Consider the following 13,720-nt stretch of genomic DNA (forward strand, 5'->3'; position numbering starts at 1 on the left):
GAGATACGCTGGGGCATCTCTTCGTAGCCTGCTTTTTACTTCAGCGCGACGTCGGCTTCTTTAGCCAGAAAATCAGCGCCTTCTTCGGCCAGTCCGGCGGCTTCCCAGGTCAGCAGAGCCTCGTTGGGAACAACTTCAATGGGGGTAATACTCGACATCGACGACGCAGAGTCGTTGTAGCCGATGTTGGCCTGGCGGTTGTAGCACGAAATCATCGACCAGCGCGGCTTGTCCGACAGGTTGGCCTCGGACCGGTGGAGAATGTTGCTGTGGAAGAACAGCACGTCGCCCGCTTTCAACTCCACAAATACCCGCTCCATGGTTTGCAGGGCCAGATCGACGTACCGCTGCGAGGCTCCTACCTGCTCGCCCGCAAACCCGTGCTCGACCCGGCCCATTTTGTGCGAACCCCTGATGACCTGCAAACAGCCGTTTTCTTCGTTGGCATCGGTAATGGCAACCATCACCGACATCATCTGGTCGGGTAGCAGAAACTCGTTTTTGTACCAGTAGCCGTAATCCTGATGCCACTCCCAGGCCCCCCCTACCCGGGGTTCTTTCTGCATGAGTTTGGAGTGGAAATGGCAGACCGCCGTATCGCCGTCGAGCAGCGCATCAGCCGCGTTGACCAGCTGTTCGCTGCGGGTGAGCAGCCCGTAGGTGTCGTTGCCGGGTTTGTACCAGAGCGAGAGCTTGCTGCGTTTGCCGGTGCTGTCGTTCACGTTGATGGCGTTTTTACTCACCGCGCTGTCGTCGATGGCTACCCGGTACAGCTTGTCGACCTCTTCCTGACTGAGAAAGTTACGGACAATGAGATAGCCGTCCTGCTGATACTGACGGACCTGTTCGGAAGTTAATGGCTGATTTGTCATGGCGATTATTGATAAATCTGTGTGTTTCGATGGCGTTACTGACTACTGATCTGAAAAAGCGTCCCGCCGTACCGTTCATTGATGGTTACGGGGAAGCCGGTCGTTTGCAGGGCTTGGCCGGTGAGGCTGGTCACCAGCTGGTTGTTCATGGTTAGCACCTGATAGCGCCTTAACGGGTCCAGGTGCGCCACGGTGACCTGGCGTTTCGTTTCGGTGGCCCCATGCCGGAATACGCCAATAATGCCTCCCTGTCTGGTCTCGGTATTGATGCGCTGGAAGCCATCCCACAGGCCCTCTTTCGGTTCGCCAAAACCAGGCAAATCCTGCCGGTAGGTCATGATCTGATGCCTGTTTTCCATCGCCTGCAGCCAGTCGGCGTAGGCCCGGTATTTTTTCAGATCCGCAGGCAGCAGTTTACGGGGGTCACCCAGCATGATGGGCAGCGCACCGGCCAGTGACTTGATGTGCATTTCCCAGCCGGCGTCCTGCATTTCGGGGTTCCCAATGACCAGGGCCGTGGCGGGTATGGCGGGCGAACGCCACCAGGCCATATTCCGAACGCGCAGGTCGACGTTGGCATCGGGTGGGCCGTAGAAATTAGACAACCAGTCGCCCTCGGCATGTTTAAGCATAGCGTAATCGATCAGTTGCAGGCCACCCATTGTCTCGAAGGTGCAGTCGATAAACAGGTTGGGTTTGGCCGCGTGCAGCTCATCGAACAACTGCCAGACCTCTTCATAATTGGTATAGAGCGACTCGTGATGGTCTTTATGGCCTTTGTGATTGTTGGCATAGCAGCCAGTTACCTTGTTCCCAAAACGATAGGTACTGGTCACCACCGTGAAGTCGAGCTTCAGGTATTCCAAGCCGTATTCCAGCGCCAGTTTGAGCAGCACATCTTTGATATAGCCTCGCCATCCGGTGCCAAAGCAGGCGGTACGCATCGACAGGTCATCTTCATGCAGGTTGGCCGGTTGCTGCTTTTCGTCGAGCACAAACCAGTCGGGATGGGCCTGATACACTTTGCTGTCGGGCGACGCACTGCCCACGCTGACCCACAGCCCCGGCTTCATGCCCAGCGATTTGATGTAGTCGAAAACGGGTTTCAGGCCGTTGGGGAATTTCTTTTTGTCGATGTTCCAGTCGCCATAATTGTCGGCCCAGCCATCGTCGATAATGAATTCCTTCATGCCCGCATCGGCAGCGGCCTTTGCCAGCTCCATCACCAGCTTTTCGTTGAGGTTTTTACGGAAAGGCACCCACGTATTGTAGACGAAAGTGGGTTTCTGGGCCAGCTCAGACAGGCGTATGCCCAGGTGTTTACGGACAAAATCAGGCACGGCGGTATTCAGTACCTCATCCGGGTCTTTGTGCGCATTGTAAACGATGGTGAAGACCTGCGGGGTGGTAAACGACTCGCCTTTATGAATGTATTTCCGAAACGGGAAGCGGGCGTCCTTGTGCGTCAGGCCGCTGAGTATAGTGGGTTCGTTCCAGAAAACAGACGTATGTTTCACCACGCCGGAGGCCTCATTGCCGATAACAATGCCCTGCTGCCAATCGCTGTTATGCACCGTCAGCAGCGCATCCTGAAAGTTACCATCGTAAGGACCAATGGAACGGCGCCGACCATAATCGTGGCAAATCCAGCTAAACGTTGTGGCGTAGTAGGGGGTTACCGTGAACTTCTCGACATCAACCGATTCGAGCCGCATCGATTCGGCCGTCAGGTTTCTGATCGTCAGGCTTTTCCGAATAACGGGCTGGCCGGGATACAATAAAAAATTGACGATCAGCTCGATCCGGCCATCCTTACTTTGCAGCGTAACGGCAGCGCCATCGCCCTGCCGGGCATCGGTAAGTTTCTCTATGGTTTTCAGTGTCCAGTCGCCGGAACCGGTATATACGGTATCGTTTAGCTCGAACTGGAAATCGGCGCTCGTTTGGGTGAAGTACTTAAACGCTCCGTTAACCGGCTTGTAGGTGGTGGTCAGAAACGAACCGGAAACGGCCGTCGGCAGGGATATCGTTCGCTGCACGACCCCATTGTTCAGCACCAGTTCGGTAGCTGTCCAGCTGGCGAAAGGACGGGCCACACCCGAGGCCGCCGACTGGGCGAAGCCCTCCGGTACAGACCTGATGCCCCCAAGGGTAATACAAACGGTGAGAAAAAACAGGAAGGACTGCTTCATGCTGAATGGCTTTATACCCGGTCAGTCGATCTGTGAGCTGCCTATGGATATTGTATTTTATAATCACAAAATTCAGTTATTCGAGGATCGGTCAGATGAATGATTTTGGCCTAAACCTGGATTATCTTACCTTCGGCGGTCACATACAGCTACACAATGGCAACGAATCGACAAAACCGGAAAGGCCGGGGCTTTACCGGCGAGCGGATGATTGAAATGCCGAAAGAGGTCATCGATAAATGCCGGGCCATGCCGCTCATCAACCAGTTATTTATTACCCAGATGGGCTTCTTTCCCAAAGCGCTGCACCACTACTACCAGCGGCCAACGGGCATGTCGCAGGTAATTCTGATCTACTGCACCGACGGACTGGGCTGGGTTCAGGTACCGAAAGGTCGGGTACAGCTGCAGGCGGGGGACCTGTACGCCATTGCGCCGGGCGTGCCGCATTCCTACGCGGCCGATCCCCACAATCCATGGACGATTTACTGGTTTCACATCAACGGCAGCGCCTGCGCGGAGTCGGTCTGGGCCACCCTGGGTAACGCAGACCAGCTGCCCCAGACGGTTCGGGTTGTATTCTCCCCCGAACGCATTGCGCTCTTCGACCGTATCTACGACACCTTTCTGAACGGCTACAGCCAGTCGAACCTGCTCTTTGCGAACCTGACCCTTCCGTATTTTCTGGCGTCGTTTGTACTGCCCGATAACTTCCGGCCCAAAACGCGGGTAGCGGCACCCGTCAGTGCCACCGACCGGGCCATTCAGTTCATGCAGGACAATCTGTCCCGACCGGTCACACTGGATAATATTGCCCAGTCGGCCCATTTGTCGGTGTCGTTTTTCTCGCGCAAGTTCAGGCAGGATACCGGCTACGCGCCCATCGAGTATTTCAACCACCTCCGCATTCAACGGGCCTGTCAGTTACTTCACTTCAGCAACCTGCGCGTCAACGAGGTAGCCGCGCAGCTGGGCATGGACGATCCGTTCTATTTTTCGCGCCTGTTCAAAAAGCAGATGGGCCTCTCCCCCGCCGGGTATCGCAAACGGGAGGGGATACAGGTTACCCCCCAACCTTAAGCGTAGCGCTGCTTCAGCAGGTTCAGCATAAATACGTTCACGTCCCACTGGCTGGCCAGCGGCTCCTGGGTGTAAGGGTGCAGCGGCATGTACGGGGCCGGGCCAAACTCGGTGTTGACCGTCAGCTGCGTACCATGGGCGCGGTGGATGGCTACCAACCGGTCCCACCAGGCCAGGTGGGCGTTGAGCGTTTCGGTCCAGGCCGGGGCGCGGGGGTCGGCCACCTGCGGCCCTTCCGGAAACCCCACCCGGCTGTGGAGGTGGTCGGCGCGGGACAAGGCCAGTTGTACCGCTTCGGGCTGATCGTCGAGCATGGATTCATGAACAGCACACCAGTGCGAAATGTCCAGGCAGATGCGAAGGTTAGGCAGGCGGGTGAGGTATTCCTGCGTTACGTGAGCCGCAAACAGCGCCTTGCCCCGGTGGGTTTCGTGGATAATACGCACGCCCGTTTCCGCCGAAATTCGGGCGGCCAGCTCAAACAACCGGCTGTTCTGCGCAACGCTGAAGTAATCTTTTCCCGTCTGGCAGTTGATGAACACCGGCCCGAAAGCTGCCAGGTGGCGCAGGTAGGTTTCGTAATTGCGACTGTGCTCGGCCAGGTCGCGCTCAACCGACTGGTAGTACTGCCCAATCCACGTCAGGCCATGCGCCCGCAGCGTGTCCACGAGCGTCTGGCTGGCGACCTTATCCAGGGGCAGGGCCAGCTCGACCCCGTCATAACCGGCCGCTTTCACGCGCTGGCAAAACTCCCCGAACGGAAGGGTATTGCCCCACTCGGGGGCGTAAAAGCGGATCGGTATCCCAGGAACTGACTCAGGCATAGGTGCAAGGAATTTACTGTTCAAAGGCGCCCCGGTCGCGACCGCTACCGGCCGGCCGGGCTTTTTTAAGCAGATCGGTAGGCAGCGGCACGTCGGCGGAGCCTGAATGCAGGGCAGGACTGCCCTTAGCCAGCCGGAAATTACCCGTCAGCAGGTCGGGGCGCGGGTCAATAAAGCGGGGGTCTCCCACCCGGTCGTTAGGCCCCGTAAAGATTGTCTGGGCCGTTGGGTACAGGTTATAATCCCAGCGGATGTTGGTATTGCGGTTGTTGGAGGTGACCTGACCACCGGGGCGCGGCACGATAATGTTGTTCAGAATCACCACGTCGTCGGAGCGGTTGGGAAACAGTTCCTGGTAGCCCACGATGCCGCCGTTATGGTAGGTGGTATTGTTGATGATGTCGACATGCCGCGTCCGGAAGGTGTGGATGCCCGACCCACCGTTGTAGGCACTCAGGTTGTTGGCAATCAGGGCACGGCCTTTCCACTCGGGCCGGGCGGGTTTGGGATCGGGGGCGGGCTGGGTCACCGTCTGGCTGGCAGGCTTCACCACGGCGTCGGCATTGGGGTTAGTGGCACCGTTGGCCGTGTTCTGGTCGGTCACGTCGAGCAGGATACCGTTTCCGTCGCTTAGTTTGTTGATGCGCTCCCACGGCACGAGGGTCTTGTTGTTCCAGACCCGGTTGCGCTGGATAACGATGTGGTAGCCGGGCGCATCATCGAAGGCCCAGTTGTTGAGGGTGGTAATACCCGATCCGCCGTAGCGCATAAACCAGGCATTGTCGAACACGGTACAGTCTTCGACGGTCAGGTAATCCATTTCGATCCCGACAATGCCTCCGCCGGGGCATTTACCCACCGTGCAGTTGCGGATTATGAGGTGGTGTGGCTTGCTGCCAGGCGGGTTGTTGCGGCCGTTGAAAAAGATACCGTTGGTGTTAAAACCGGGGTCGGGCTTTGGCTTTTTGGCGTCTTCCTGCGCCTTCAGCAACACAATCGAATCGTTCCGGCCCGTTACCGACAGGCCATCGAGGATGTGGTACGAGCCAGACACCTGAATACCGCACCAGCCCACGGGCCGGATGTCGGGTTGGTGGCCGGGCCGTGCTTTCCAGGTTATCCAGGCACCGGGTTTGCCCGAACGAGTGATATTCAGCACCGCGCTGCCGTTACCGGTGTCGGTGTTGGTATAGATCCCATTGCCGATCAGCACCACATCGCCGGGTTCTACCAGACCGGCGGCTTTCTGTAAACTACGAAAGGCTGTTTTCTCCGATTTGCCGTCGTTGGCATCGTTGCCGGTGCCGGATACGTACCAGGTCTGGGCCGAGACGAATGGGGTAGTTAAGAGCAGAACGAGTAAAAGCAATTGATTCATGGCGAATAGGTCTGTTTCACAACTAGTTGGTTGGTCCGGGATGTGTGGCTCTCCGGGATTGTCTGCCCTTCCTGCTTTACCCTTTTAGCTGATAAACGGAGCGACTGTCCGTTTTTCCCGGCTTTGGTGCCAGGCTGGTGTACGCTCCGCGGTCGTTCTGTCGGGTAAGCGGCTTTACCCGCCTGTCAGTCAACTTGCTTACCGCTGCACCTGCAGGCGATAGGTATTCAGCTGACTAGGCGCAAACGGTAGGGTGAGCCTGCCTTTCCTCGGGGATAAGGGGCGCTCGTTCGTTTCGATGTGCGTGGTCTGCCAGGCGCGGCTGATGGGCATGGCCAGTCGAAGCGTTGGTGCCATGGCGGTGTGGGTTATGTTCCAGAACCGGGCAATCAGGCCGTTGCTGATCCCCTCCTCGCTGGTTTTCAGCCCCCACAGCAGCACGTTCCTGTCCGAAACCGTCAGCAGCGAATACGTCATCGGAGGATAGTTGCCGACGAGGCCGGTTACCGCACCGGTTACCAGCGGGTTCTGGTGCTCGAGTGCAAATCGCATGGCTGCCTGCGCATCGAAAGCCGCCGGGTGGGTGGTGAGCGCAAACTGGTACCGAAACGCGGTGGCTCCGTTCTGCTGCCGGATCCCCAGCTCCGGCCCGTCGACCTGCCCCCCCGCCAGCGCGTTCAGCTGGGGCGACTGCTCCCAGAGTGAATCAACGGTGCTGCCGCCGAGCCTGAAGAAGCTGCAATCCAGGTTGGAGAGGGTTACCCCATACGCAGCTTCGCTTAGGTCGGCAAAATGATTAAACGTGAGCCAGTCGTAGCGGGCGGGTCCCGTTCCGGCTGCTCCGCCGGTGCGGCTCCGGTTGGCATAGTGTCCACCCCGGCGTTCTTCCCGGGCGGTAAGAACGGCTCCCAGCTCTTCGTGGCGGGTTGTTGGCCTGGTCAGATTGAACGAAAACGCCCAGGTTTTTATATCACCGAAATTCGCCTGGATACTGTCTTCAATATCAATACGGGCCGGGCCGGTCGGCTTGCCCTGGTGGCTGCTCTTGTACAGGGTTACCCGAACCGTATGCGGAACGGGGTCGCTGGAAACGGCTTTGAGCGTGACCGATACCGCCCCGGCATTTTCGACCTCAACCTTTTGGCCGGCATCCGGATTGACCGTTCCCAGGTCGTTGAGAAACCGCCCGCCAACGGGTTGAACAACCGGCCGGTTGCCGGCCCGACGATCAACCAGATCGCTGATAACCCCGGATGGACGCAGCCGAAGCCGATAGTACGCATTTTCGATGACATCGCTGGTCACCTTAGCCGCCATGGGCTGAGGACGGGGTGTAGCGTTTTGAATCTCGAAGACTTTATACCCCACCGAAGGCACGTTTTCGGCCCAGATCCGCAGATAGGCTCGCCCCCCTTTTTGAATGACCTGACTGGCTACTTCGTTGTTTTCTGCCAGGTCAATAACCCGCACTGGCCGGGTCGACGGTAACGGCAAGTCAGCTGCGTCACTCCGGGACCAGCTTAAGGAATTAAAAACGTAAAACCGCCGGGCGGTCGCGTCGGCCGCCCTGATCTGACGGCCCAGCGCCCTGACCGACCGGCTGTAGAGCGTATCGACGTAGCGGCTGATGGTGCCCTGCTGCCGAAGCTGCCAGTTAGCCCGCTCCTGGCGCGTCACGGGTCCGTCGGCCGTCCAGTTGTGTTCCCAGTAGAGCCCATAGGCATCCCAGGCCTGCTGGCGAGCGGGAGTCAGGTCGGCCGCGAAGGCAGTGTCGTTGAGTGACACCAATGCCGCCAGGGCTTCGGCCGAGCGGAGCTTTTCGGTAGCCCGGCGCACCTGGGCCGTAGTCTCGTTCATGGATACGGGGTACAGATCCCATTCGTTGCCGTAACTCACCGACTCGCTGGGCAGGCTGGGGTAGCTTCGCTCCACATCCCGAAAGAAATCTTCTTCGTTAGACACCCGAACCCGGCGCGTGGGCGTCGTACCGGTTTGGGCAGCGGCAATAAAGGCGGGGGCCTGAAATGTACTCAGGTCGTCCCAGCCGTAGCCGAAGGCCCCCGCCACGTTGTACGGATACGCTGACTGCGCCGATACCGTATCGCAAAGCGCCGTCAGGCCATCGATGGTGTGAGCAAAATTGGCGGCAATGCCGGCGGTTTTGCGCAGGGGTCGGGTCTCGCTGTAGCCGCCCAGCCCCGTGTTTTCGCCAATGAGGCTGTACCATTTCATGATCACACTCCGCCCGTCGGGGCCCATATAGCGGTACAGCTGGTGCGGCCGGTGGGCCAGACTGGTCCTGGAAAGCCGGCTGGCACAGCCGCAAACGCCCCGCCAGCTGTATTTCGCGCCCGACCCGGCCCAGAGCGAACTCAGGCCCATGGGCAGGGTTTGATTTTCCATGGCGATGGCCATCGGGAACCGCAGCGTGTACTGGCGCTCCAGCTTCCCGGCATAGTACATACCCCGCAGCATAGCTTCGGTGGGCTGCCCGCCGTAGGTACTCACCACCGAATTCAGCGGGCTGCTGATGTGCCCCGACCGGATCGCGTTCATCAGCCGGTCAAACTGAGCCGGACTACGGTAGGTCTGGTACGTTCTAAGCCAGTAGCTACCGTCGCAGTTCCACCGCGCCTGAAAGTCGTCGGGGTTATGTCTTGTCGAATCGATCTGGCGCAGGTAGTAATCGAGCATTTGCACGAAGGCCGAGTCGTACCGGGCTTCGCTGGCCGTCCACATATAATCCGTGTGGTCGTCGTTGGCCAGGTAAAGTCGTTTAACAGCCTGCGCCCGAACGGTCGAAACCGAAGCCGCTAACGAAACGATCAGAAGAAGTGTTTTCATGAACTCGGCCCGGAACCTGTTAGATGGCTTCTGTTACTTTACCGCCCACCACGAACGTTTCGCCGATGTTCATTCCCTGCGCCATGTAATACGCCATGAAATTGAACGGCACGATGGTGTGCAGGATAGAAAACGGTTCGGCCACATCGTCGGGAGCTTCTACCGTCAGCACCTGCGCCCCGGCCCGCTCAACCCGCTCCGACAGCCGACGGGTGCGGTCGTAGGTGGCTCCCTTCGCCAGGATCTGAATCAGAAGGCTATTCGTCGCCGTTTCTTTGGGGCCGTGGTCGTACTGCGCCATGGCCAGCCCCTGAAACGAGAGTTTGGTGCTTTCGCTCAGGATCAGAGCGGCTTCGTGGGCCGTGCCGATATTGGGACCGCTGCCTGTTACGTACATACCGTGCATCGGATGCTGCTGCCGCAGGGCCAGTACCCGCTCGGCCAGCTGCTGCCCCTGCTCGTGGTACTGCCCGAAGCGTTCGGTCAGTTGCCGCACGGCCGCATCGGGCAACAACCCAAACCCCCGGAAGAGGGCAACGAGGGTGTTGACGTAGGTTTTGGACGATGAATACTGCTCCAGCCCCGCCCCGATGGCTACCACACGAGCCACGTTGGGGGCAGTACACAAGTCGCTGGCGGGATTGTTGGACACGGCCACGTACTGATCAAACAGGTCGCGGCACCACAGCACTTCGCTGCTCTGGCCCGACTGCGACAGCAGCACGGCCATGGGCGCCCGCTCGTCCCTGGCCAGGTAATACACGTACTCCGAAGCCAGTTGGGGGAAAATGGGCAGACCCAGGTAGCTGAAGGCCAGGGGCGCAAAATACGACGAGCCCATACCGAGATACGGCACGTGTAGCGGCAGCGGGTCGACCGGGCTGCGGAGTCCTTCGCGGGCCCGGTCGGGAATTTCCAGAATTTCGGCAAGTACAGGATTCATACGTTCAGGGATTGGCGACGGGCACACCGTCAGCCGGTACGTTTTCTTTTTCGTAGGAAAGGGTCAGCGCCCCCGCGACGGCGAGCGCGATACCCAGCGACTCCGTTACGGATACACTTTCGTTCAGAAAGACAATGGCCAGCCCGATGGTGAAAACGGGTTGCAGCGCCCCGGCAATGGTCGTTACTTTAGACGCTTTCCCTTCGGCCCCGTAGGCCACAAAACTAGCCAGTACACCCAGTCCGTTCAGCATACCGGCCAGCGAACCGAGGCCCAGGGTTTGGGTTGAGAGGTTGAGGTCGGCCAGGCCCAGGCCTGCGAACACGAGCGCAATCATCACCGACGACAGGATAAAGCTCACGTACGACCACTCGGCCGATATATGGTTGGTCGTTTCTTTCTGAGCCGCACTGAACACACCCCAGAAAAACAAGGCGATCAGCGAGTATACAAGCCACGGACTAAGGCCCAGACTGGTAAAAAAAGCGGTTGGATTGTCGAACAGCAGCGATTCGCCCGAGAGCATGACTACCGCCGGAATGGCCAGCAGAATGCCAAGCGCGTTGAGCCAGTTAAGTTTTTCCTTAAACACCAGCAGCGCAATCGCAATGGTAACGAGTGGGTAGAGGTTGGTTACGGGAATAACAATAGCCGCCAGCCCACCGGCCGTGAACGCCTGATAGACGGCTACATTGCCCGCTACGGCCAGGGCGCCGGCCACCAGCCCCCAGCCAATGCCCCGGCGGTTCGGGCGCTGCGTCCTGAGTTTGCGGAGGATGAGGGGCAGCGTCAGCAGCATCCCGGCGCTGAACAGCACATGGTTGGCAAACGGCGACACCTGGTCGGAAATCAGCTTGGCCACCACGCCCCAGGTGCCCCAGAAAAAGGCCGCGGCTATCGAGTACAAAATCCAGGATTTCATCATAATGAATGGTACTAGAAACGGGTGACACGGAAAACCAACCAACCAATTCGTGTTTACGTTCTTACTTATGTTTGCTCAGTGAAGAGGGCGGCACCGCCCAGAATACCAGCCTGCTCGCCCAGTTCAGAAACAGCGACCCGGGTTTTGTACGCCTTGTATGGATTGAGCAGACTGGGTGTATGCAGCTGGTCGGTCAAGTGCTGGAGTCCTTTCGCAATACCTCCGCCCAGCACAATAAGGTCGGGTGCGTAGAGATTGATGTAGTTGTCGATGCCAGTTTTCAAATAGCCTACGTACTCGTCAATGATCGCCCTGGCGTCGTCATTGCCTGCCAGCTGCTGACTGAAAATGGTTTCGGCAGTCGGTGGTACTGTCGGATAGGTCGCTGCCCAGGCCCGGCGGCTGGCAATTCGCTGGATACCCGCCGAGGAAACCAGCGACTCCAGGCAACCCGTTTTACCGCAGTAGCATACGGCATCACTGCTTACAACGGTCAGGTGCCCCCCCATGTGGGCAAACGGAAGCGAGCCATCCAGCCGCCCGTCGATGGTGAAGCCCAGCCCTAAGCCGGTGCCCAGCGTCAGCACCAGCACCCGACTAACTCCCCGCCCCTGCCCGTAGAGCGCTTCGCCCAGGGCTACCACCCGCGCGTCGTTGTCGAGCCGGCAGGGCAGGCCATGCTGCCGCGTGATGAGATCGGCGAGAGGATAGTCTTCCATGAAGTCGAGAAAGCCGTAAGTCGAATCGACCACACCACCGGCAAAAACGAAGCCGGGCACGCCGATGCCCACCCCCGCCACCTCAGTCTCCTCGGCTGCGGCCCGGTCGGTAAACAGACGGATGGCTTCCCCGATCAGGGCCAGAAAACGCCCGCCGTCTCTGGTTTCGGTCGGGGTGATATGCATGGCTTCAACCCGCCCGCTGGCGAGGTTGACCAGGCCAATTTTGGTGCGGGTTCCGCCAATGTCAATACCAATTGCGTGGGTTTTCACAGAAGGTCAATGGTAAAGTTAAACGAAGGGATCCGGTGCCCGCGAATCCGTCATTCTGCAAAACAGCGCGCTGTCGGTTTTTTCCCGGTTTTGGCCGTGTCATTTCAGTCGGCCAACGGACTGTACCGTTGCTTTGCCACGTACCGATTTACTGGAGCTTAACCAGACTTTTATCGGCAATCAGGATAGGCGCGTCGTAGACCGGCATGTTGGTAAAGGTATAGGTCGAGCCCGTCTTTTTCCACTGACCCGCCGGAATCTCGTACACGCCCCCGCTGATGAGGTCGACGTAGACCGGCTGGTCGAAGTGGCCGTTGATAAAGGTAAAAGTCAGGTTGCGGGTCTTGTTGGAGTCCGTGGGGATATACTCGTCGGACCAGATGGTGTAGACCTGTTTCCCGGTGTTTTTGTGTCGGTAGCCGTACACCGCCAGGCTGCGGTCGGTGCTGCGGCTGTAGACCACCTCCGATTGATCGGCGGGCAGGTAGGCGTTGTTGTACGACGGCTTCAGTTTCTTCAGCCGCTCCAGCGAGTTATCGAAAATCGACGTTACGTGCTGAATGGCGTAATAGGCCATTTTTGGCCGGATGGCCCGCTTGGTCGAGTCGGATTTGATAATGCCCTTGTAGTTAAGCCGGTTGATAGGGCCGCTGGTATAGGCCATTTCGATGAGCCCGAAAATACTCGTTTCAATGTCGTGACCCAGGTCGCCGAGCATCCGGCGCAGGTCCCATTTAGCCTGGGTCAGCTCGCTCCAGTCGTAGTCCCAGAGGGCGCCCCGGCCGCTTCCGCCCCCCGAGGGACAGCCGTTTTCGCCCTGCCGCAACGGAATGCCGGGCGCGTACTTGTCGAGCACCGCCCGCAGCTTCATCACCTTGCCGTAGTGTGAATCGGGGTTGTAGACGTAGTCGTGATAGGTGAAGTTATCGAACAGAAGAATCTTTTTACGGTCGGCCAGGATCTTAAAAAACCGGTCGGCATAGTCGAGATCGATGTGGCCCATGGCCAGGCCCGACACCCGCGCTTCGGGCTGAATACGCTTGATGATATCGACAGTACGGATGGTCAGGGCCGCAAATTTGTCGGGCGTGTTTTCCTGGTTGTCGCCAAAGTTGGGTTCGTTCCAGATCTCCCAGTCGACGACTTTGTTTTTGTACCGCTTCACCATGGCCTCCACCCAGCGGTCCCAGGCCGCCAGAGCCTCCGGCGAGGTTGGTACGCCCGCGCCGAGGTTGGCCCCGCCCCCGTTGGGATAGTTATGGTTGCCGTAGGAGGTCTGCAGCCAGGGCTGGAAGCCGCGCCGGTGGGCATCGTCAATGATGTGGTCGAGCCAGGCCCAGTCGTACTGCCCCTTTACGTTTTCGGTCTTGTCCCAGCCCGCCTGCATCCGCAGCCGTTTGATACCGAGGGGGGCGATGTACGCTTTGTACTGGTCGTAGTCGGTGAAGTCGCGGTCCATCGTCTCGCAGCCGATCAGCCAGTTAGACCCCGTAATCTCACTGGTGGAGCGGGGTTTTACGGTACCGATGCGGGGCATGGTAACGGCAAAATCGGTTTTCACCCGGTCGGGACGGGTGTCGATGGGCTGGGCAGTCGCAGGTTCACCCATCAGGGTCAGCAGGCTGGTCGCCAGGGCAATGGTGGATGTAAAGAAGGTGGTTCTCATGGTG

General features: G+C 58.7%; 10 protein-coding genes. 1 reads left to right on the forward strand and 9 read right to left on the reverse strand.

All coding sequences use genetic code 11. The features are described from left to right. Positions 1 to 35: 35 nt before the first annotated feature. Together EQG79_RS02135 and EQG79_RS02140 are read right to left on the reverse strand one after the other, a co-directional pair. Positions 36 to 872 carry a phytanoyl-CoA dioxygenase family protein gene (locus tag EQG79_RS02135; RefSeq protein WP_077923106.1) on the reverse strand — a complete coding sequence of 279 codons (837 nt, stop codon included), beginning with the start codon at positions 870 to 872 and terminating at the stop codon, positions 36 to 38. A gap of 35 nt (positions 873 to 907) precedes the next feature. Then, a complete protein-coding gene (locus tag EQG79_RS02140; RefSeq protein ID WP_129599624.1) occupies positions 908 to 3,064 on the reverse strand; it encodes a glycoside hydrolase family 36 protein in 2,157 nt (718 codons plus the stop codon). Between the two features lie 156 nt (positions 3,065 to 3,220). On the opposite strand from EQG79_RS02140, the gene EQG79_RS02145 reads away from it, so the two are divergent. Continuing rightward, positions 3,221 to 4,144, forward strand: a complete 924-nt coding sequence (locus tag EQG79_RS02145) for an AraC family transcriptional regulator (RefSeq protein WP_240699247.1) — start codon at positions 3,221 to 3,223, stop codon at positions 4,142 to 4,144. Here EQG79_RS02145 and EQG79_RS02150 read toward each other — a convergent pair. The 7 genes from EQG79_RS02150 to EQG79_RS02180 form a co-directional block, all read right to left on the reverse strand. Next, complete coding sequence (locus EQG79_RS02150; RefSeq protein WP_317126230.1) at positions 4,141 to 4,968, reverse strand: sugar phosphate isomerase/epimerase family protein; 828 nt, start codon at positions 4,966 to 4,968, stop codon at positions 4,141 to 4,143. The two genes, EQG79_RS02145 and EQG79_RS02150, sit on opposite strands and share 4 nt — an antisense overlap. 13 nt (positions 4,969 to 4,981) lie before the next feature. Beyond that, positions 4,982 to 6,346 carry a right-handed parallel beta-helix repeat-containing protein gene (locus tag EQG79_RS02155; RefSeq protein ID WP_077923108.1) on the reverse strand — a complete coding sequence of 455 codons (1,365 nt, stop codon included), beginning with the start codon at positions 6,344 to 6,346 and terminating at the stop codon, positions 4,982 to 4,984. 198 nt (positions 6,347 to 6,544) lie between these two features. Further along, positions 6,545 to 9,190, reverse strand: a complete 2,646-nt coding sequence (locus EQG79_RS02160; protein ID WP_129599626.1) for a glycoside hydrolase — start codon at positions 9,188 to 9,190, stop codon at positions 6,545 to 6,547. A gap of 19 nt (positions 9,191 to 9,209) precedes the next feature. Further along, positions 9,210 to 10,133, reverse strand: a complete 924-nt coding sequence (locus EQG79_RS02165; protein WP_129599628.1) for an SIS domain-containing protein — start codon at positions 10,131 to 10,133, stop codon at positions 9,210 to 9,212. 4 nt (positions 10,134 to 10,137) lie between these two features. Next, positions 10,138 to 11,058: a DMT family transporter gene (locus EQG79_RS02170; RefSeq protein WP_240699248.1), complete on the reverse strand. Its 921-nt coding sequence runs from the start codon at positions 11,056 to 11,058 to the stop codon at positions 10,138 to 10,140. 65 nt (positions 11,059 to 11,123) lie between these two features. Continuing rightward, on the reverse strand, positions 11,124 to 12,050 hold the full coding sequence (locus EQG79_RS02175; RefSeq protein ID WP_129599630.1) for an ROK family protein: 927 nt from the start codon (positions 12,048 to 12,050) through the stop codon (positions 11,124 to 11,126). A 148-nt stretch (positions 12,051 to 12,198) separates the two neighbouring features. Beyond that, a complete protein-coding gene (locus EQG79_RS02180; protein WP_129601119.1) occupies positions 12,199 to 13,659 on the reverse strand; it encodes a GH39 family glycosyl hydrolase in 1,461 nt (486 codons plus the stop codon). Positions 13,660 to 13,720 lie beyond the last annotated feature (61 nt).

Origin of the sequence: Spirosoma sordidisoli (genome assembly GCF_004138325.1) — a bacterium.
Lineage (GTDB): Bacteria > Bacteroidota > Bacteroidia > Cytophagales > Spirosomataceae > Spirosoma > Spirosoma sordidisoli.

What these genes read in the sequence shown, in the direction of transcription:
- EQG79_RS02165 (WP_129599628.1), bottom strand. Translation starts at nt 10,133, where the DNA reads ATGAATCCTGTACTTGCCGAAATTCTGGAAATTCCCGACCGGGCCCGC.
- EQG79_RS02180 (WP_129601119.1), bottom strand. Translation starts at nt 13,659, where the DNA reads ATGGGTGAACCTGCGACTGCCCAGCCCATCGACACCCGTCCCGACCGG.
- EQG79_RS02140 (WP_129599624.1), bottom strand. Translation starts at nt 3,064, where the DNA reads ATGAAGCAGTCCTTCCTGTTTTTTCTCACCGTTTGTATTACCCTTGGG.
- EQG79_RS02170 (WP_240699248.1), bottom strand. Translation starts at nt 11,058, where the DNA reads ATGATGAAATCCTGGATTTTGTACTCGATAGCCGCGGCCTTTTTCTGG.
- EQG79_RS02150 (WP_317126230.1), bottom strand. Translation starts at nt 4,968, where the DNA reads ATGCCTGAGTCAGTTCCTGGGATACCGATCCGCTTTTACGCCCCCGAG.
- EQG79_RS02145 (WP_240699247.1), top strand. Translation starts at nt 3,221, where the DNA reads ATGGCAACGAATCGACAAAACCGGAAAGGCCGGGGCTTTACCGGCGAG.
- EQG79_RS02135 (WP_077923106.1), bottom strand. Translation starts at nt 872, where the DNA reads ATGACAAATCAGCCATTAACTTCCGAACAGGTCCGTCAGTATCAGCAG.
- EQG79_RS02160 (WP_129599626.1), bottom strand. Translation starts at nt 9,190, where the DNA reads ATGAAAACACTTCTTCTGATCGTTTCGTTAGCGGCTTCGGTTTCGACC.
- EQG79_RS02155 (WP_077923108.1), bottom strand. Translation starts at nt 6,346, where the DNA reads ATGAATCAATTGCTTTTACTCGTTCTGCTCTTAACTACCCCATTCGTC.